Below are 18,335 nucleotides of genomic sequence, written 5' to 3' on the forward strand. Positions count from 1 at the left end.
CGCTAATCGTCAGGAGTGCAAGCACTCCATCAGATCCGCTCGACTTGCATGTATTAGGCACGCCGCCAGCGTTCGTCCTGAGCCAGGATCAAACTCTCCATAGAAAGGGTTTTCCGATTGTCCAGCCGAAGACTGATCGGAAAATCCCGGTCAGAATTTGACTTGCTCATTACTTTGTTTTATCGCTTTTCCGTTATTTCTAACGGGGCAGTTTCGCTCGTTGTTCAGTTTTCAAAGAACAATTTCTTTTTCGTGTCAACCGCGTTTTTCTCAGCGGCGACTTTTATAATATATCACAGGTGCCTATTCGATTGCAAGTACTTTTTTTCGTTTTTCGACATTTTTTTTAAATCGTTTATTTGATGTTCATTTCTGATCTGCAAATCGATCCAAATGCAATGTCGTTTAACTTCAACAGCACCTTCAAAAGCGGCGAGTATTAATTTATCACAGAGAAACACCTAGAGTCAAGCTTTATTTTAAAGATATTGTTTTGCAGTGTTATATGCAGTAAATGGCCACAACCTCGCACACAATAAAAGCCCGCAACGGCCAATAAAACACCGCTTGCGGGCTTTGTTCAGCTACATCAAATAACGCAGCTCCATCGCTTCCGTATCTCCGTTATTAGGCATGACGGCTACTTCGCGAACAAAGGAGCGCTTTACGAGCTTCTGAAGCAGCAGTGACAAGTCTAAGTGCAGCTGATCAATTTGAGGATGTGTCTGCAGCTCAATAATGCTCCACGGCTCTTCTCTGCTTGCCATTACCTTGAACAAAAGCGAGCAGCTGTCTTTCATTTTGTTCATTACCGTAAATTCGCATGCCAGAACAACAAGCTCGACACGCTGCTTCACAGTCTCATGACTAACTGTCAATTCTTCATAAAGCTTGTATACGCCTGGATGAACGAGTCGCAGTTGCTTCCATACGGTTAGCTCTGGATGCTGTCCTTCCTCGATAAGGACGATATGAGCCCAATGGTGAAGCGCTGTCAAGATATGGCTGTATGCGTCCAATATATTTCCGCTCTCCAGCTCATGCTTTGCTTGCAGATACGTCCGCAGAAAGCCGTTAAACTCGGCAAGCAGCTTTTGTTCCCGCATCGTATCCGGAAATAACATTAACCGTTCGCGAATATTGGTCAAATATTGATCGCGATCCAACACAATCTCCCCCCGAACAATCCACTCTATCAAATTGCGGTGCTCCCCGCAGACGGTACACTTCTCCACGATGTCTGAGTCAATCGTACGAATTAGAATACGCTCCCCTTCATACCGCTGATGCTCGGTTCCCGAAACGCAGCCACGCTCTCTGATGACGAGCAGCAATATGTCCAATCCTTCAATAAAGGGGTTATATGGATACGGATTCTTGATGGCGGCTAGACTGATGACATCAGGCTGCGAGCGAAAATACTGTGCGAAATGCTCTATGATCTGTTTCACTTTTGCCTCCGTATAGCTTATCCATGAGGATTCGGCTATAATAATAGTCTATTGGTATTCCTTTTTCGACAAAGCAGTGCCGGTTTCCTGCTTCACACGCAAGAAAACCGTCCTGATGATTTTAATACTTCTATTGTCATGGAGAGGATTGGACAAAGTGAACAAGTTTTTTTTCAAATCAGCAAAAATCAATGAATTCCGTTTGTGGGGCCTCGTATTCACCCTTGTCGGCATGGGAGTTATGATTGTCGGCACAGGCGGCATCATTTGGTGGGGACAAGCCGGCAAAATTATTGCGGCTATCTTTATGGTTTTTGGCATGATTTCGCTGCTCATTAGCGTTATTGTCTATTTCTGGGCAGGCATGATGTCGACGAGCGCGACCATGCTTCAGTGTCCTGAATGCGGAAAGCCTACGAAAATGCTTGGCAAAACAGACCGCTGCATGTATTGCAAAACGATGCTGACGCTCGACCCGGCTCAAGCAACCGAATAAAAAATACCCCCTATTGCTCGAGAATCCATCCCAAGCAACCAGGGGGGTATTTTTTTTTACTTCTATATAATAGAAAAATTATGGCTTGTGATTTAACGCTTCGTCTATCGTTTTCCAAATGGATGCAGTTTGGAACGAACGCTGCCACGATGCTGCTCCTGCCAACCCGTATTTGTGAACGAGAGCGATTCGGGCTTTAATAGATGTATCGTCCTCGATCCATATGCGCTGCAGCGCCCCGTCTTCTTTATATTCTACATAATGCTGTCCCGATTCTTTATCAAGCACCGGCTTCAACTTGTTATTCGCGATAATTTCGTTAATTCGATCCATTCCGACAGCTTTCGAAGTTACTTGCTTCTCGCTGCCTTCGCCTTTCTCCGTCCAAATCCGAGTATATAGCGGCATGCTCAAAATCAGCTTGTCCGCAGGCACCTGATCCTCTTCCAAAATACGTGCCACCGCTTCTTCCGTCCAGCCAAGCGAAGCGACGGAGCCGGCTTTCGGACTTGACGCCCAATGCTCGTCGTATGCCATGACCATCATGTAATCGACAACTTTGCCAAGAGCATTCCGGTCAAGAAACAATGACCACATCTCGCTGTTCGACTTCGGTGTTACATCAATCGATACGACTAACCCTTGCTCATGAAGCAACGGAGTTAACTCGCGCACAAACTGCACTACATTCGCTTTGTCCTTCGTATATACATTCTCAAAATCGATATTGATTCCTTGCAAATCGTACATTTCAGCAAAAGCAAGCAGCTGTTGTATTATTTTGAATCGCTTCTCTACGCTTGCAAGCGCCTCAGTCGTAAGTTCGGGTTCAAAGCTGTTGCTAAACAACGCCCACACTTGCATCCCTTGTTTATGAGCCCATCTAACGTAGGCCGCGTCCGCCTTTGATTTAATCGTCCCATTGCCGTCCTGCAGCTCAAACCAAGTCGGACTCACGACATTGACGCCTTGCATCTCATTGATTTTGGCAGGATCGGGATTACGTTCATAGACTGCTTCCCAGATGAAATTAATTTTGCTGCCTTCCAATTTCCAAGCTGTAAATGGCGCTTCTTGTTCGGGTTCAGGTACTGTTTCTATTGTAGATAGAACGGCATTCTTTATCGCCATATAACCGAGATGCCCTTGCGGACCTTGAACGATCAGCCATCCATCGCTTTCGCCCCATACCCGAACTGATTTTCCTTGATCGACTCTTTCCACATAAGGAGCTCTGATTGTTGGCTCTGTACGAATTGCCGCTCCCTTTTTCCCTTTCGCCTCCGCCAGTTGAATCTTCTCGCCGGATTTCATCAGCACAACGATCCCGGTGTCAGCGACATACTCTGCTTTAAGCCCGTATAGTTCCTCAAGCGGAGTAATGGGGATATAGACTCGGTCATTTCTGGATTCTGCGGCAATTTGCAGCTCGTAAGACTTTTGATTCATCGTTGCCGTAAGCGAATCCGTCCGCATATGCAGCACCTTGTCTGCGGTAGTCATAATGATCGAACCTGAATCAGCCTCGTAGCGCACCAGCTCGTCCGATCCAAGCGCTTTATGAACCACTTCGAGCGGCAGCTTTATCTCCTCATTTTCCATAAGAGCGCCGTCTTCCAGCAGCCCGCCAGACAACGTGATCGGATGCTCCGCCGCATATTGAACATCTTTAAATTGATTGCTCGGTATATAACGCAAATAAATTGCTATAGCGCCAAGAACGACTATAACCACACATACAAAAACAACAAAAGCTTTCATTCCTCCGCCCCTGTTACGGCGCGGCTTCCTGCTGTACATCGTTTCCAATCGTTCACACTCCTGATGTATGTTGTTTGCCAAGCTGAAACGGATCGCCGTCCTTTGGCGGCGGAGCTTCGTTTCTAGTTGAAATATAAGCATAGTATAAATAAAAACTTATACTTTCTTATATTTTAATAAAAAACGTGCAAAAAAAGCGAATGACCGCATTTTGCACGTTATTTACCAGCTCTTTTCAATTGACGAAACGAAACACACTATTGTTTCACAGAGCAATCCGAACATACTCCGTATATTTCCATTCGATGTCCTTCGACGACAAATCCGGTAATATTCGAAGCAGCTTGCTCAACGTCAAGCAATGGCGGATAGTGAAAATCGACAATTTGTCCGCAATGCTTGCAAATCGCATGATAATGATCCGAAAGATCGGCATCAAAACGGCTGGAATCATCGCCATAGGTCAGTTCGCGTACAAAGCCTGCATCCACGAACAAACGCAAATTATTATAAATCGTAGCCACGCTCATACTTGGAAAATTAGGTGACAGCGCCTTATAGATCTCGTCTGCTGTCGGATGTGATTTCACACCCATCAAATAACTCAATATGGCATGGCGCTGCGGGGTCATACGGACGCCATTCATTTTCAGCTGTTCCAATGCTTGGCTTACGCTAGCTGCTGCCATTACCCTCACGCCCTTCTTCTCTAGGTAGTTCTAAGTAGTCGAACTTAATTAGTTAAAACTATTGTACGTTCATACAAAATGTTTTGTCAATGAAAGCGCTGCTCATTATTGCCCATATCTGTTAATGGCTATACTATTCGTGGCATTAATCTGAATGCGGTATTTGCCGCTTCCAAACGTTCCGCGCACCGTTTTCTTGCTCACATCGAACGGAAAGTCGGTTTTAATATTGCCAAAGGTTACCGACCCGTAGACTGAAAAATCGCCTTCCTCCGGTATTTGAACAACAATTTCGCCAACCGAGCTGTCAATGTCCCAGTCTCCGCCTACAATCGGGCTAGACACTTCAATCCCCCCGTTAAGCGTATCTGCTTTTACCGAAGATGCCGCTTCAACGATCCTGATTTTACCGTTCTTAGTCTCCGTTTCGATCATGCCGGAAACCTTATTAATTTCTACGCTGCCGTTAATCGTCTCCGCAGTCAAGCCTCCCGTTACATCCTCAACGGCGATCGACCCGTTCTTCGTTTTTAAACTCGCTTCTCCCTCAGCTTTGCGTAACGTAATGCTTCCGTCTATGCCTGTCACTTCAATATTGCCTTGAATGTCCGCCAAAGCAATATCGCCGCTAACGTTGGATACTTTTAAGCTTTTCGCAGAAGCAAGTCCGCTTGCATCAATGGTCCCGCTGACTACATTTATGGATGCCTCGAGTCCGGCAGAACCCCTTGGAATGGTTACCACAATGTTCATATGCGGCTTTCGCGCGCCGCTGGCGCCGTACTGCTCGCCTTTTCCTTCAATCGTCAGCGCAGTGCTTGCCGCAATCGTTGCCGCATTTTCCTCCGTATCCGCGGACGTATCGATTGTAAAATCCACTATCGATTTTTCCGCGACCGTATCCGCCTCATCTTTATTGTCCATGTCGACCCATACTTCCGAATCGATCAGCACATTATCCGTATCGCCGGAGCGGAGCGTTACATCGCCGTTCGGATTAACGATTTTCAACCGGGCTACTGCAGAATCAAGCGGAACGACAATTTGCTCCTTCGCATAACGGAACCCTTTTTCCTCGCCGTAATCTGCGCCGCCCTTAAGTTCAACGTATTGATCCAGCCATTTAAAAGGCAATTCCGCATACTGGGTAACGAGCAGCGCCGAAATAACGACAATTGCGGCAAGAAAACCGCCGCTGAAATCCAATCGGAGACGTTGCTCTTTTTTTCGGCCGGCAAGGCCAAAGCCGATCAATTCCGCGCCAAGCAATATAAAAACGGCAGGCCACCACTGTTGTATGATCGCAATATCATTGCGAGTTTGCAGCTGGTCCGACAGCAGCAAGCCGCCCACTGTAATGATTACAGCAACTGAAGTCAATCGTCCCAGCTTAAACATAGCCTTCGCCTCCTTCACGTTCATCATAAATATCGAAATAGCGGCAACCATTAACAACGGTCCCACCGAATAGTCCGCCAGCTCGTTCATCCACGGCTCCAGAACACTTGGCGGACGGATGAGCAAACCGAGCAGCAAGCCCGCCGCCATCAGCAGCACTCCGCTCATTACTGTCAGCTTGGACGGCTTGTCAGACGGATTTTCCAAACTTTGAAGCGTATCAAATACGCTGACAAAATAGAAGGCAGGCAAGGCCAGCGCCAGATAGACGATAAACAGCAAATGCCGCGCGCCGTTTGCATCCGCGAGCCTAATAATTGCCGCAGCATCAAGGAGCAGGCCCGCCATGATCAGCAGCCCGCGAGCATAGCGTCCTGCATACAAGTGTCCTGCTCCCGGCAGCATAAATGCTAAAAATGCGGCGAGCAGACGGCTTTTCTTCCGTTTTACTCCGAGCTCACGCAATGAACCCCCTCCATATGCTTAATTTGATCCACCAAAGTAAGAAGCGACTCCGTCTTCGGCAATGTTACATATAAATTCAGCATGTATTGCTTTTCTCCGTTTTCAAATCCTGCCTCTTCAAAAAGCATTTTGCGTAAAATGATTTGCCGCTCCGTTAACAGCGCGTTTAATGCCAATACTATTTTGGATTGCTCATCCGCTTGAATTTTGAGCAAATATTCCCGCTTAGCGCTAATAAATCTTTTCTCCAGCTTATTGAATGCCCACAAGGTAAGCAGCACCATTCCCGTCGATGCCGCGGCAGCGAAATAAAAGCCTGCGCCTACGGCCAAGCCGATGGCTGCTACAACCCAAAGCGATGCTGCTGTCGTCAAGCCGGTAATAGACTTTCCCGTAAACAAAATCGTGCCGGCGCCAAGAAAACCGATGCCAGTAATAACGGCTGCCGCAAGACGAGCAGGGTCCACCCGCACGTTGACTTCATTGACGAACGAAGCGAAGCCGTAAATGGACAACAGCATCAACAGGCAAGAGCCTATGCAGACCAAAATATTCGTCCGAAGCCCAGCGGCATGATTCGATTGCTCGCGCTCAAAGCCGACTAATCCGCCTAGCAGCAATGCCAGCAGCAGTCTGAGCAAAATATGCAATTCGCTAATATACCACGGATTGGATACGGAATGCAGCATGTTCGCAGACAACCTTTCTCTATGTAAGCCTATTGTAACATAATTGTATGCACGCCTTGAATCAAGCAGAAACGGCTTCGCCGTCTTTTAGCGGCGAAGCTTCGTTTCGCATTGAAATACAAGCATATTTAAAGAGCGCCGTTCATCCTCTCGATGAACGGCGCTCCATTCCATTTCATGAACTGCTTTGCGATCGAAATCGCCGCTTCAACGCAAACAGCTTATTTCAACCGTTCAAGCAGCAGCTTGTTAACGAGGCCTGGGTTTGCCTTGCCCTTCGTTTCTTTCATAATTTGACCGACGAGGAAGCCGATCGCCTTCTCTTTGCCCGCCCGGAAATCTTCTACCGATTGCGGATTGGCTGCAATAATCTGATCGACGATTGCAAGAATTGCGCCTTCGTCGCTAATTTGAACCAGACCCTGCTCTTCAACGATTTGCTGCGGCAGCTTGCCGGATTCCAGCATCGCTTTAAATACCGTTTTGGCGATTTTGTTGCTGATCGTTCCTTTTTCCAGCAATCCGACCATCTCGCCCAGGCCTTGTCCTGTAATTTTCACATCGTTCAGCTCGAGGCTGTTCGCATTCAAGTAACCGAGCAAATCGCCCATGATCCAGTTCGAAACCGTCTTCGCATCTTTCGTATGCGACAAGCTTTCTTCAAACAGGTCAGCCAGCTTTTTCGAGGAAGTGATCACTTCCGCATCATAGGAAGGCAAGCCATAGTCGCTTGTGTAACGGGCTTTTCGCGAATCCGGAAGTTCCGGAATCGAAGCGCGAACGCGCTCTTTCCAATCATTGTCGATATGGAGACGAACCAAATCCGGATCCGGGAAGTACCGGTAATCATGCGATTCTTCTTTGCCGCGCATCGAGAACGTTTTGCCTTGAGCTTCATCCCATCGGCGTGTCTCTTGAACGACTTTCTCGCCGCTATCCAAAATTTCCGCTTGGCGAATCTGTTCATACTCCAAGCCGCGCTGTACGCCGCGGAAGGAGTTCATATTTTTCAACTCGGCACGTGTGCCGAACTTTTCTTGGCCATACGGACGAAGGCTGATGTTCGCATCGCAGCGAAGGCTGCCTTCTTCCATTTTTACGTCGGATACTTCGCAATAAAGCATAATCGCTTTCAGCTTCTCGAGGTACGCTTTCGCTTCCTCCGGCGTGCGAATATCCGGCTCCGATACGATTTCAACAAGCGGCGTGCCGACGCGGTTAAAGTCAACCAGCGATGCGTATCCGCCGTCAACGTGAGTCAACTTGCCCGCATCTTCTTCAAGATGGAGGCGTGTAATGCCGATGCGCTTCGTCTCGCCGTTTACTTCGATATCGATCCAGCCGTTTTCGCCGATCGGCTGATCAAATTGCGAAATTTGATACGCCTTAGGCGAATCGGGATAGAAATAGTTTTTACGGTCAAATTTGCTAATGTCGGCAATTTGGCAATTCAGCGCCATTGCCGCTTTCATCGCATATTCTACCGCTTGTTTGTTCAATACCGGCAGAACGCCGGGATGGCCCAGGCAGACCGGGCAAGTATGCGTATTCGCCGGAGCGCCGAATGCCGTCGAGCAACCGCAAAAGATTTTGCTGTTCGTGTGGAGCTCTACGTGCACCTCGAGTCCGACTACCGTTTCATATTTATTTGCTTCAGACATCGTTATTCTCCTCTCAACCCAGCTGCGGCCGCGCGCGGTGAAATTCGGTGTTTTGCTCGAACGCATGCGCAGCGCGCAGAACGGTCGATTCATCGAAAGCTTTGCCGATAATTTGCAGACCGATCGGCATGCCGTTGGCGCTGCCGCAAGGAATGCTAATTGCCGGAACGCCGGCAAGGCTGACCGGAATCGTACAAATGTCGTTCAAATACATCGTCAGCGGATCGCCGACTTGCTCGCCGATGCGGAAAGCAGTCGTAGGAGCGGTTGGCCCCATAATAACGTCAAACTTGCTGAACGCTTGATCGAAATCCTGCTTGATCAGCGTGCGCACTTTTTGCGCTTTCAGGTAATAAGCATCGTAGTAGCCCGAGCTGAGCGCATACGTGCCAAGCATGATGCGGCGCTTAACTTCCGGACCGAAGCCTTGGCTGCGCGACTTGCGGTACAAGTCGATCAGATTGTCCGGATTGTCGGCGCGGACGCCGTAGCGTACGCCGTCAAAACGAGCCAGGTTCGAGGACGCTTCCGACGAAGCCAGCAGGTAGTAAGTCGCAATTGCATATTCCGTATGCGGAAGCGACACTTCCTCCCAAGTTGCGCCCAGGCTTTCATATACTTTCAGCGCGTTCATCACCGCTTCTTTTACTTGCGGATCGATGCCTTCGCCCAAATATTCTTTCGCAACGCCGATCCGAAGACCTTTCACATCGCCTGTAAGAGCGCTAGTGTAGTCAGGGATACTAACGTTCGCCGAAGTCGAATCCTTCGTGTCATAACCGGCAATCGCCTGCAGGACGTATGCGGAATCTTCAACGTTTTTCGTCAATGGACCGATCTGGTCAAGCGACGAAGCAAACGCGACAAGGCCAAAGCGCGAAACGAGGCCATAAGTCGGCTTCAGACCGACAATGCCGCAATAAGCCGCCGGTTGACGAATCGAACCGCCCGTGTCCGAACCGAGCGAGAAGTATACTTGGCCGGCTGCTACCGATGCAGCGGAGCCGCCGCTGGAGCCGCCTGGCACGAAGTCGGTGTTCCATGGGTTGCGCGTCGGGAAATAGCTCGAGTTCTCATTGGAGCCGCCCATCGCGAATTCGTCCATGTTCAGCTTGCCAATCGTAACCGATTGCGCAGACTTCAGCTTGGACACAACCGTCGCGTCATAGATCGGATTATAATTGCTCAGAAATTGGCTCGCACAAGTAGTGAGCAGCCCTTCCGTAACGATATTGTCTTTAATGCCGGCCGGCAAGCCGAACAGAAGTCCCCGCTCCGAGCCATTTTGCTGCTTGTCCAGCTCGGCAGCAGCGTTGCGCGCATTTTCCTCATCCAGAGAAATAAACGCTTTAATGGCATCGTCCGTTTCCGCGATACGGCGGTAAGATGCATCCACCAGTTCGGAAACTTTGATCTCTTTATCATTTAGCTTGTTATGTACATCCTGCAGGCGCAAATCAAAAAGTGCCAACTGCAGCTCCTCCCTTCGATCCCTCAATTATTCCAAAACAGCTGGTACTTTAATTTGTCCGTCCTCTTCGTCCGGCGCGTTCAAGAGCACTTTCTCGATCGGCAGCGACTCGCGCGTAATGTCTTCGCGCATGACGTTCGTAATCGGCAGCACGTGGCTGGTCGGCTCAACGCCGTCGGTATCCAAGCTGTTCAGCTTCTCGGCATATTTCAAAATCGCGTTCAACTGGCCGGTAAATTGCTCCTTTTCCTGCTCGGTCAATTCCAGCCGCGCCAAGTTGGCAACATGTTCGACATCTTTCAACGTAATGCTCATGGATGCAATGTCCTCCCTTTCCAACCTTCATTTCATTCTTTCCATTATAGCTTACAATTGCTATTTCACAAAGTAGTAAGCATACGCCTTCTTCACTTTTTGCCGACTAATGACAAAAAAAACTCCTTCCGAAGCTTCGGAAGGAGCAAACGTTACGGTTATATCCAGGCTTTCAAATTGACCTGCCGGATAAAATCTTCCCGGCTTTGGCTTTCTCCGCCGCTGTTCTCTACCTGGGACGGCGCTTCCTCGCCTTTTACAATCCAGTTGAAAAGCTCTTCATTATAAGTCGCCAGCGCATAATCGATAAGCGCTTCGCGCTCCACGCGGTCAACCTCCTGCTGAATAAGCACTTCTTCCAGCTCGACATCCTCATCCGGCACGAGAAAGTTGCGGTTTGCCGCCGGCACTCGAAGCACGTAGTCGAATACATTATCCGCATTGCGATCGTAAGCGATTATATAACCATATTCCCCAATGGGAAGATTTTGTTCGTATTGGTCGGCGATTAGGACGACCTTCGATCCTAATTTAAGCATCGTCTTCACTCCAGTCTATCAACCGCGAATTTATAAAAATATAAGAAAGTATAAGTTTTTCCTTATACTACGCTTATATTTCAACGCGAAACAGAGTTAAGCCTCCAAAGGACGGCGAAACCGTTTCTGCTTGCTACTATCCTACTAAAAAATAATAGCGCTGTCCAATAGACTGCTGAAGGATGCAATTATTAAAGGCTTATTATCCCGCGGCTGCGGCAAGCCATATAATTAATGCGATAATGACGAACGGGAAAAAAAAGATAACCCAGCCGATCGGACGTCCCATATTGATCGTATAGCCGATGCCATGACGCTTCTCAACAAACAAAGCCGGATCCTTTTTATTATAGTAAATGCTTCCGAGCTTCCAATACCGATCATCGTCCATCGGAGCGATCGTCGTTTCAGCGGAGAACGAGCTCTGTTTGGCTCGAAGTGCCATCCCGATAAAAAGGATAATCGTCCCGAAAAGCAGGATTAGAAACACGAACGAGCTTGTGCCGATAAAATCGGATCCCGCTTCCAGCACGCTGCTCAGCTTTAACAGCGAGAAAAATGCTGTAATTATGAAGCTAAGCACCATTAAAAATAAAGACGTAATTTTGCGGAATTTAATATTGTTAGCGAGCGATTGCTTTGGATTGGACGGATCATTTTGCTGCTTGGACATTTCCGTCATCCAATTTGTAAAAACGATGATGCCCAGCAGAAGCAGTTGAAAGATGCTGAGATCAAATACGCTTGCAAAGCTTTTTTTCGAGAAGCCGTCCGCATGCCCCTGAAAATCGAAATGTGTCGCCATAACGGACGGAATCCGGTCATAGATGGCGATTAAATAAATAGCAGTCCCTGCGATAATGCCAAGATGAATCAAAAACCACAGATTCGAATACGTTTTTTTCTGTTTGTGAAAGGACATGTCGACAGCGACTTTTGTTGCCGAAGGAAATTGAGTTTGCCAGCCTTTGCTTGCTTTCAGCTTTTTCGTCTTGCTGTAGTAAGCGAAATAAAGCGCTCCATGGGCGATTAATGCAAAAACGATGGCGCTGATAAGTGCTGAGGCAAACTGCGTTTCTCCCTTCCAAGGCGAAATGCTGAAAAAAAGCGCAATTCCGATTAAAGTCAATAGGGCAGACCATCTCATATAACCTTTTTTCAATGCGCCAAGACTCTCGTCAGCTTGATGCGGCTCTGGAATCGCGATGCCGAACTGAATCGACTTCTTGGCCAAAAAAGGCGATACGATTAAGAGAATGTTCATTAGTAAATATAAAACCAAGAAAACAATGTACGGATGCATCCCAATCACTCCCTGTCTTTTTGTTGGATATCGCTATATAACTGTTTAATCATCTCGTTCAGCTGTTCCTCGCTTAGCCCCCGGCATATCGCTTCCGCAGCAATTGGTCTGAGCTGCTTCCGCACTCTCGATAAATAGTCTTCCGTCGTCGAAGGAAGAGCATTCTTATCGACAACAACGACGCCCTTCTTACGGTGAACCTGGATAAACCCTTCCTGCTTCAAGAGCGTATAGGCTTTGTTAACAGTGTGCAAATTGATGCCGATGTCTGCCGCCAGACTTCGAACCGATGGCAGCGATTCGCCCGGCTGAAGCGCGCCGTTTGCAATTCCTTCTATAATTTGATCCATTAACTGCGTATATATAGGAATGTCCGACTGCAAATCAAGCTCGATAATCATCCCCGTCCCCCCTCACTCGTTCAACACTTGTTATCTTTGTTATATATATAATATAACAGATAAAATAAAACTGCAAGCGGACATAAAAAAAAGGTGTCCCGTCGTCATTTTCATGACATATCGGACACCTTCCTTTATTAATTTCTTCGATACCAATTCCAGACCGGTTCAACGTCGCCGCTGTCCAAGCATTTGACATTGAAATGCTGAGCGCTGCCCATCGCGTGAACTGCAATCGTCAGCAATCGTCTGCGCTCTTGCCCGTTGCTTCTTTTCACTTTCATAGCGACAATTTGCGGCCTGCGGGTAAAATACGTCGTGCGGCTGAATATTCGGTTCCTCAATGTAAGCTGGCCGTCCTCCAGTCTCATTCCCGCTGCGCGGAAACAGGAAATTCTCCACCAGAAAACCAATGGCAGCAGCAACAGCGACCACAGTCCCGCAAGCTGGAAAAACGCAATCGTCGCGGCGCAAGCAGCAAGTACGGCTATAAGCCAAAATCTCATGTAATAAAGCAACGCTCTAGCGGGCGCCTGCGCGGCGACCGAGTGCGCCTTTATCTGAGGCACAAATTCGTCCAGTACTTCTTGCAGCCTTGCGATCGGTATAAAAGGATGTAAGCAAAGTTTCTCATTTTTGTCCGAAGAAACTACCTGAAGCTGAATTTGCGCGTAACCGGCCAGCTGCCGCAATACATTCTCCTGCACAAGAACAGCCTGCACCTTGCGCGGATCGAAAACATGCGTCTTTTTATCAAGCAGGCCATACGAAATCGACACGCGTCGCCCTTCCTTCTTCACCTCAAAGCCAGCGAACTTAACAAAGAACAGCAGCATAGAGAGCAGCCAGGCGACGATTAAGGCGCCCGCTGCGAGCAATACAATAGCAGCGCCGCTCGGAAGCAGGCTAACCGACTCCTTCGCGATATTCTCATAGAAGTGGTCGGGAGCGATTAATTCAATTACATCATCCGCAAATGAATAGAGACCTGCCACGAACGCTGCTACAAGCCCAAAATTCATTGAAGTCAACGCTGCAAGCAGCAGTTGGCCGCCATGCAAACGATAAGAGGGACTCGAAGCTTCTGCAACTGCAGGCACTGCTGCCTGCGTGTGCATTTTCGGTTGCGCATCGGCGGCCGGATTCCCGCTTAATACCGATTCATCAGTCTCGGCCTTTCCTTTGCGGTTCAATAGCTGAACGCGAAGCTGCTCCGCATCCTTCACGCTTAACGCCGATAAAATGCCGTCCGCCTTTTTGTTTCCTCCCGGCGTTTCGATTTTCAATTGCGCAACGCCCAGAATCCGTTGAACGAAAGGCTGTTCTATGTTTACTGAATGTATTTTTCCGAAATAGATCGTCTTCTCGTCACGAAACAAAACACCTTTTCTAATGACAATTCGATCGTTTGCAAGAGCATACGTATAATTTCGCCAATCAAAAAATCCATATAAGATCAGTAATACAACTGCAGCGCCAAACCCCGCATACCAATACATATTCATCCAATCGGCGCCGCGCAATAACGTTAAAACCGCCAGAGGAATCAACCCTTTAATCGTTTGAAGAAGGGCGAAAACAACATAAACAGGGTGCAGCTTGCGGCGGTCATTCATCTTGATCCTCCACCTTCGCAAGCAAGCTGATTTGATGCTTCAGTTCTGCTGCCACGCTCTGTTTTAAGCCGCTGATTCGGTGCGTCGTAGCCGCTGTTACGACTTGCACGGATGTCAGCTTATATTTCCTCATAAGCGGACCGTTTTCCAGCTCGACGTGCTGCACGCGAACCATCGGAACGAGCACATTTTTACGAAAAATAAATCCCGATTGAATTTCCAATTCTTCTTCAAACAGCTCGTAAAAGAAGCTGCGATATTTCCACGCCGGCAGCAGCCACGTAAACAGCAACGCTGATGCGGTAACGACGCCAAGCGCGATCCAGGCCGGAATAAACGTCCAGTCCTTTGCTCCTGCAAGCGCTGTATAACCCGCGATAAGCGCATAAAAGATTGCATGTGTAACTAATGAACTGATGCGCGTCACGATCATATAATCGCGATCCAATCTTCTCGTCAGAGGTCGATTCATTTCTTCAAGCACTCCTTTGGCTATCCTGCGGAGCTTGCGAAATGCATATATGCAAACTTGCTCGCCCCGCATCCTTATTATGGCAATTGAATGATGCCTTCTTTAGTACGCGTAAGCGGCCGAGAAGATGCATTTGTAATGCAATAACTATTTTCAATGCCGACAACGCCTAGTCCAGGGAACGTAAACTTCGGCTCCACGGCAATGACCATGCCCGCTTCAAGCGGCATATCAAACCCTTTTGCCAGCACTGGCCATTCATCGATTTCAAGGCCGATCCCATGACCGAGAAATTTCGCTTGATCCGCGCCATAGCCCATAAAGTGATCCGCCAGCCCTGCTGTTGCCGCTTGCGCAAGCGCACGGACATACAGGTCGGAACAGACGGCTCCCGGTGCCATCTGTTGTTCAGTCTCTCGAATGATTGCCTCAGAGGTCTGATACGCAAACAAAAGCCGTTCCGGCAGCTCGCCGATTACAGCCGTACGCGTCTGGTCAATAATATAACCGTCGATGCAGCAGCCGATATCAAGCAAAATCGGCTCATTGCGTTTGATTAGGCTGCGGCTTACGCTTTGCGGCGATGCAGCGCCCAGTCCAAGACCGCCGGCCGGACCGTCGAAATACGTCGGCATGGCCGCAGCAGCGCCGGAGATCAGCATTCCAGTAGCGATCTCTTGATTGTAGCCGCGCATGCGCATAAGCCCGATATGGCCACGCAATCTCAGTTCATATTCGATCCGAGCCATCCATGCGAGCTCGGACATTCCTTCCCGCAGCTCGTTCAACGCTTCTGTCAACGCTTCATCGACAGCTTGCGCCGCCGCTTCAATGCGTTCGATTTCAACCTCCGATTTAATCATGCGCAGTTTGCGAATCGACGCTGAGCCGTCAACCAGCTCGCAGCCTCCTTTTCCTGCTGCAAGCCATTCTGCCAGCTTTAAATACGTTTGCGCGGGAAGCACATCTAAATCGGCCGCGATCCGCAAGCATTTGCCGCCGCTGAACAGCTCCGGATAGTCGCCCGCCAGCGTCTGCCGAAATTGTCGGAAAGCACCCAGCTCCTTGACACGAATTCCAGTCTCCAGCATCGCGCGTTCAACGCTTCGTTTCACATAAAAGACAGGATCGCCCGATGCAGGCACGAACGCATAGCCCGTTTGCATCGAGCCGGTGAAATAAAATAAATCGATATTTTGTGTAATCAGCATGCCGTCTGCCCCATTAGCTTGCATCTCCTGCTGCAAGCGGGCAATGCGTTCCATCGCCGTTTCTGTCGAGATACTTTGCAAGCTATCAATCATCGTACCAACTCCAAATTACATGAAATGCCCCCTTGCGATTTCGCGCAGCACTGGAAGCTTACGCTTATTACACCAATATTCCGGCATTGCGTCAACTTGTTGTCCGCCCCCTTAATTGACAGAAACGTGCTCTGCCACCCCTTTAATATTCCAACCGATGGATTCCGCGTTCGAGGATAGTCCAGGATGCTCCATCCGGACGATTAATATGACGCCTGGGCTGCGAAGCGTCGCCTCGTAATTATATTCATCGCTGCGATATACATACGGAAACGAGTGGTCATCATTTATAATTTCGAAAATCAACACTTCGACCGGCTCGCGCAGCGGCGAGGCTTCGAGCGGCCTCCCGTTTGCGTCAAGCCGCAAATTGGCGGCCAAATAAGACAAAGCCGCCGCTTTCGCAGCGACTTCATCAATTCGAAGGATACCTTCCGACAACGCTTCGCGGTCAAGTTGCAGCGCAGCCGCATGAGCCGCTCGATTAACCGCTCTTTTGCCCATGAAGAGCATCTTCATTGCTACCTCTTCGTTCACTTGCTGCAGTTGCAAGATCATCCACACTGTCACCATCAAAACCAACAATAACAGCTTATACAAACGGAAGCGCCCTCCTCCCTACGGGACATATTCGCTCATCTTCACGCCGAAAGCGCTCATTCGCGCGTTTTCGCCAATCGGAGTCATGCCGATCAGCCGGTCAATCTGAAACAAGTCCTCATACGGATAGCTCATCGTAAGAAGCAGACCGGTGCCGCGAGGGAGAGGCGCGGAAGGATTCGTCGCCTCGCTGCCATTGTCGGCCGTCACCATATACTCAACCGATTCCTCGTTAAATCCGAAATCAGCCAACCTTTGCCGGGATTGCTCAATCATGGCCGAATCGATATATCCGTAAGCGCCGCTTGCGCCTACCTCCAGCAAATAATCGGTCTCTTGCTGAAGCGCCGCTTGCCTTATAATCAACACATGCCGATAAATCGGCGAAAACATCATCCAGCAAATCATCGATGCGAATAAGATGAATACGACAATATTTTTCATGGGCTCATTCGCCGGATGTAGCTTCCCACAGCTTCTTCCGAGTCATAAATGCGCTGCTTCATCCCGTCCTCCCCTTCTGCTATTGTCGTATAGATTGCAATGACAGTTACAATAAAAAGCATAGACAGAAGCAAGCTTCGCATCGGGTTCCCTCCCGTCAAATTTCTAATTCGATTTGAGCATATCGCCTATTTTCGTATTGGCTGCGTCCCCTTGCGAGGAAATGCGATCGCTCGTCCCAGTCGTATCTTTGGACACGATACTGTTGAACAACACAATAACGACGACAAGCATCATGACGGTTATCAAAATATTTCGCATCTACTCCACCTCCTTCCGTATCAGCCTAACCTAAAGTATCAAAAAGCTTTTGACCTTCTTGCACCCACGGATAAATAAAAACTTGAAACGTATATAGAATGGGTATGCCCGCCAGCATAAAAAGCGCGTAGGAGGCCGTCTCTTTGCGGCTTTCCTTGGCAAGCTCCAGCTTCTCCTTATAATCCTGTATTCGTTCGCGCAGCAGTTCATAATATTCCGCACTTTCGTCCAGACGAAGCGAATCAATCGTCTCCGCAAAGCTCATGCCGTCATCCGTCCCGATTCGGTGCTTGAAACGATAAAGCGCCTTCTCCGCATCGTGATACCATTCCGCAAGCAGCCTCTCTAAATCGCCGCGCAATGTACGTGTATACGGAACGCATCGAAACAGCTTGGCATGGATATGCAAAGAGGATTCAGCCAAATAAAGCAATTGATTGCTCATTACAAAAACTTCCTTCGTAATTCGCTGCGCGCGAAGTTTTCGAACAGATCGCAGCCAAGGCACGTCCCCATACAGCGCGATAAAAAGTGCGGATGGCACGGCACTCGGGAGCCAACTCCCCGTTCCATGGAGCACGCGATACGTTAGCAATCCAGCCAGCGCCAATGGCAGCACGATCAGCAGCACCCTTCTCGCGGCCATATACCATGCCGCATCAGCGGCAATTCCGCAGCCGGCAAGAAGCGTCTCTCTCTCCGCAAACGCGGATTGGTCCCGCGAAAGGCGCAGCGTCCTGAGCGCGCGTTCCGACATTCGGCGCTGCTGCCAATCCGGCGGCAAAAGGTGCGTCCAGCGCGGTCTTCTCTGCGGCAGCAGCCTTATTAAGGCATACGCCCCTGCAAAGCCAAAAACAAGCTGGCCGGCAACGATTGCTGCTCGGATCATCCACTCCACTGCTTCATGAGCTTGCATCCGGCTTACACTCCCCTTTCCTG

20 protein-coding genes and 1 rRNA gene are annotated in these 18,335 nt (G+C 48.9%); 1 reads left to right on the forward strand and 20 read right to left on the reverse strand.

Annotation, left to right across the window (positions count from 1 at the left end; genetic code table 11):
* Positions 1-104, reverse strand: a 16S ribosomal RNA gene (locus GOM71_RS22260); the annotation flags it as partial.
* A gap of 480 nt (positions 105-584) precedes the next feature.
* The gene (locus GOM71_RS25065) at positions 585-1,451 is read right to left on the reverse strand and encodes a nucleotidyltransferase-like protein (protein ID WP_367649751.1); all 867 of its coding nucleotides are present in this window, start codon (positions 1,449-1,451) and stop codon (positions 585-587) included.
* 157 nt (positions 1,452-1,608) lie between these two features.
* Between GOM71_RS25065 and GOM71_RS22270 the strand changes: the two genes are divergently transcribed.
* Complete coding sequence (locus GOM71_RS22270) at positions 1,609-1,947, forward strand: YgzB family protein (RefSeq protein ID WP_367649752.1); 339 nt, start codon at positions 1,609-1,611, stop codon at positions 1,945-1,947.
* Between the two features lie 78 nt (positions 1,948-2,025).
* Here GOM71_RS22270 and GOM71_RS22275 read toward each other — a convergent pair whose 3' ends face one another.
* The 18 genes from GOM71_RS22275 to GOM71_RS22355 all read right to left on the reverse strand — a co-directional run bounded on the left by GOM71_RS22275 (position 2,026) and on the right by GOM71_RS22355 (position 18,312).
* Positions 2,026-3,708: a glycosyl hydrolase family 18 protein gene (locus tag GOM71_RS22275; RefSeq protein ID WP_253944987.1), complete on the reverse strand. Its 1,683-nt coding sequence runs from the start codon at positions 3,706-3,708 to the stop codon at positions 2,026-2,028.
* A 257-nt stretch (positions 3,709-3,965) separates the two neighbouring features.
* On the reverse strand, positions 3,966-4,397 hold the full coding sequence (perR, locus tag GOM71_RS22280; RefSeq protein WP_156285143.1) for a peroxide-responsive transcriptional repressor PerR: 432 nt from the start codon (positions 4,395-4,397) through the stop codon (positions 3,966-3,968).
* Between the two features lie 105 nt (positions 4,398-4,502).
* Positions 4,503-6,260, reverse strand: a complete 1,758-nt coding sequence (locus GOM71_RS22285; protein WP_156285145.1) for a DUF6677 family protein — start codon at positions 6,258-6,260, stop codon at positions 4,503-4,505.
* Complete coding sequence (locus GOM71_RS22290; protein WP_156285147.1) at positions 6,242-6,949, reverse strand: MgtC/SapB family protein; 708 nt, start codon at positions 6,947-6,949, stop codon at positions 6,242-6,244. Before GOM71_RS22290 ends, GOM71_RS22285 begins: the two co-directional genes overlap by 19 nt.
* A gap of 221 nt (positions 6,950-7,170) precedes the next feature.
* Positions 7,171-8,610 carry an Asp-tRNA(Asn)/Glu-tRNA(Gln) amidotransferase subunit GatB gene (gene gatB / locus GOM71_RS22295; protein ID WP_156285149.1) on the reverse strand — a complete coding sequence of 480 codons (1,440 nt, stop codon included), beginning with the start codon at positions 8,608-8,610 and terminating at the stop codon, positions 7,171-7,173.
* A 13-nt stretch (positions 8,611-8,623) separates the two neighbouring features.
* Positions 8,624-10,081 carry an Asp-tRNA(Asn)/Glu-tRNA(Gln) amidotransferase subunit GatA gene (gatA, locus tag GOM71_RS22300; protein WP_156285151.1) on the reverse strand — a complete coding sequence of 486 codons (1,458 nt, stop codon included), beginning with the start codon at positions 10,079-10,081 and terminating at the stop codon, positions 8,624-8,626.
* Between the two features lie 27 nt (positions 10,082-10,108).
* On the reverse strand, positions 10,109-10,396 hold the full coding sequence (gene gatC / locus GOM71_RS22305) for an Asp-tRNA(Asn)/Glu-tRNA(Gln) amidotransferase subunit GatC (protein ID WP_156285153.1): 288 nt from the start codon (positions 10,394-10,396) through the stop codon (positions 10,109-10,111).
* 158 nt (positions 10,397-10,554) lie between these two features.
* Complete coding sequence (locus tag GOM71_RS22310; protein WP_156285155.1) at positions 10,555-10,935, reverse strand: ATPase; 381 nt, start codon at positions 10,933-10,935, stop codon at positions 10,555-10,557.
* A 202-nt stretch (positions 10,936-11,137) separates the two neighbouring features.
* Complete coding sequence (locus GOM71_RS22315) at positions 11,138-12,238, reverse strand: DUF1648 domain-containing protein (RefSeq protein WP_156285157.1); 1,101 nt, start codon at positions 12,236-12,238, stop codon at positions 11,138-11,140.
* 5 nt (positions 12,239-12,243) lie between these two features.
* The gene (locus tag GOM71_RS22320; protein ID WP_156285162.1) at positions 12,244-12,639 is read right to left on the reverse strand and encodes a GntR family transcriptional regulator; all 396 of its coding nucleotides are present in this window, start codon (positions 12,637-12,639) and stop codon (positions 12,244-12,246) included.
* Positions 12,640-12,776: 137 nt separating this feature from the next.
* Entirely contained in the window at positions 12,777-14,255 is a 1,479-nt protein-coding gene (locus GOM71_RS22325; RefSeq protein ID WP_156285167.1) for a PH domain-containing protein, read from the reverse strand.
* A complete protein-coding gene (locus GOM71_RS22330; protein ID WP_156285171.1) occupies positions 14,248-14,727 on the reverse strand; it encodes a PH domain-containing protein in 480 nt (159 codons plus the stop codon). Before GOM71_RS22330 ends, GOM71_RS22325 begins: the two co-directional genes overlap by 8 nt.
* Before the next feature lie 77 nt (positions 14,728-14,804).
* Positions 14,805-16,031: a M24 family metallopeptidase gene (locus GOM71_RS22335; RefSeq protein ID WP_156285177.1), complete on the reverse strand. Its 1,227-nt coding sequence runs from the start codon at positions 16,029-16,031 to the stop codon at positions 14,805-14,807.
* 111 nt (positions 16,032-16,142) lie between these two features.
* Positions 16,143-16,631, reverse strand: a complete 489-nt coding sequence (locus GOM71_RS22340) for a hypothetical protein (RefSeq protein ID WP_156285179.1) — start codon at positions 16,629-16,631, stop codon at positions 16,143-16,145.
* 18 nt (positions 16,632-16,649) lie between these two features.
* Complete coding sequence (locus GOM71_RS22345) at positions 16,650-17,075, reverse strand: hypothetical protein (RefSeq protein WP_156285181.1); 426 nt, start codon at positions 17,073-17,075, stop codon at positions 16,650-16,652.
* The gene (locus GOM71_RS22350; protein WP_156285183.1) at positions 17,072-17,218 is read right to left on the reverse strand and encodes a hypothetical protein; all 147 of its coding nucleotides are present in this window, start codon (positions 17,216-17,218) and stop codon (positions 17,072-17,074) included. The genes GOM71_RS22345 and GOM71_RS22350 overlap by 4 nt, the downstream gene beginning before the upstream one ends.
* 22 nt (positions 17,219-17,240) lie before the next feature.
* Positions 17,241-17,396 carry a hypothetical protein gene (locus GOM71_RS24010; RefSeq protein WP_173275942.1) on the reverse strand — a complete coding sequence of 52 codons (156 nt, stop codon included), beginning with the start codon at positions 17,394-17,396 and terminating at the stop codon, positions 17,241-17,243.
* Between the two features lie 25 nt (positions 17,397-17,421).
* The gene (locus GOM71_RS22355; RefSeq protein ID WP_156285185.1) at positions 17,422-18,312 is read right to left on the reverse strand and encodes a hypothetical protein; all 891 of its coding nucleotides are present in this window, start codon (positions 18,310-18,312) and stop codon (positions 17,422-17,424) included.
* Positions 18,313-18,335 lie beyond the last annotated feature (23 nt).

The organism is Paenibacillus sp. NEAU-GSW1, from assembly GCF_009737085.1.
Lineage (GTDB): Bacteria > Bacillota > Bacilli > Paenibacillales > Paenibacillaceae > Pristimantibacillus.

What these genes read in the sequence shown, in the direction of transcription:
- GOM71_RS22350 (WP_156285183.1), bottom strand. Translation starts at nt 17,218, where the DNA reads ATGCGAAGCTTGCTTCTGTCTATGCTTTTTATTGTAACTGTCATTGCA.
- GOM71_RS22335 (WP_156285177.1), bottom strand. Translation starts at nt 16,031, where the DNA reads ATGATTGATAGCTTGCAAAGTATCTCGACAGAAACGGCGATGGAACGC.
- GOM71_RS24010 (WP_173275942.1), bottom strand. Translation starts at nt 17,396, where the DNA reads ATGCGAAATATTTTGATAACCGTCATGATGCTTGTCGTCGTTATTGTG.
- perR (WP_156285143.1), bottom strand. Translation starts at nt 4,397, where the DNA reads ATGGCAGCAGCTAGCGTAAGCCAAGCATTGGAACAGCTGAAAATGAAT.
- GOM71_RS22355 (WP_156285185.1), bottom strand. Translation starts at nt 18,312, where the DNA reads ATGCAAGCTCATGAAGCAGTGGAGTGGATGATCCGAGCAGCAATCGTT.
- GOM71_RS22315 (WP_156285157.1), bottom strand. Translation starts at nt 12,238, where the DNA reads ATGCATCCGTACATTGTTTTCTTGGTTTTATATTTACTAATGAACATT.
- GOM71_RS22310 (WP_156285155.1), bottom strand. Translation starts at nt 10,935, where the DNA reads ATGCTTAAATTAGGATCGAAGGTCGTCCTAATCGCCGACCAATACGAA.
- GOM71_RS22275 (WP_253944987.1), bottom strand. Translation starts at nt 3,708, where the DNA reads ATGAAAGCTTTTGTTGTTTTTGTATGTGTGGTTATAGTCGTTCTTGGC.
- GOM71_RS22325 (WP_156285167.1), bottom strand. Translation starts at nt 14,255, where the DNA reads ATGAATGACCGCCGCAAGCTGCACCCTGTTTATGTTGTTTTCGCCCTT.
- GOM71_RS22330 (WP_156285171.1), bottom strand. Translation starts at nt 14,727, where the DNA reads ATGAATCGACCTCTGACGAGAAGATTGGATCGCGATTATATGATCGTG.
- GOM71_RS22320 (WP_156285162.1), bottom strand. Translation starts at nt 12,639, where the DNA reads ATGATTATCGAGCTTGATTTGCAGTCGGACATTCCTATATATACGCAG.
- gatC (WP_156285153.1), bottom strand. Translation starts at nt 10,396, where the DNA reads ATGAGCATTACGTTGAAAGATGTCGAACATGTTGCCAACTTGGCGCGG.
- GOM71_RS22345 (WP_156285181.1), bottom strand. Translation starts at nt 17,075, where the DNA reads ATGAAAAATATTGTCGTATTCATCTTATTCGCATCGATGATTTGCTGG.
- GOM71_RS22290 (WP_156285147.1), bottom strand. Translation starts at nt 6,949, where the DNA reads ATGCTGCATTCCGTATCCAATCCGTGGTATATTAGCGAATTGCATATT.
- gatB (WP_156285149.1), bottom strand. Translation starts at nt 8,610, where the DNA reads ATGTCTGAAGCAAATAAATATGAAACGGTAGTCGGACTCGAGGTGCAC.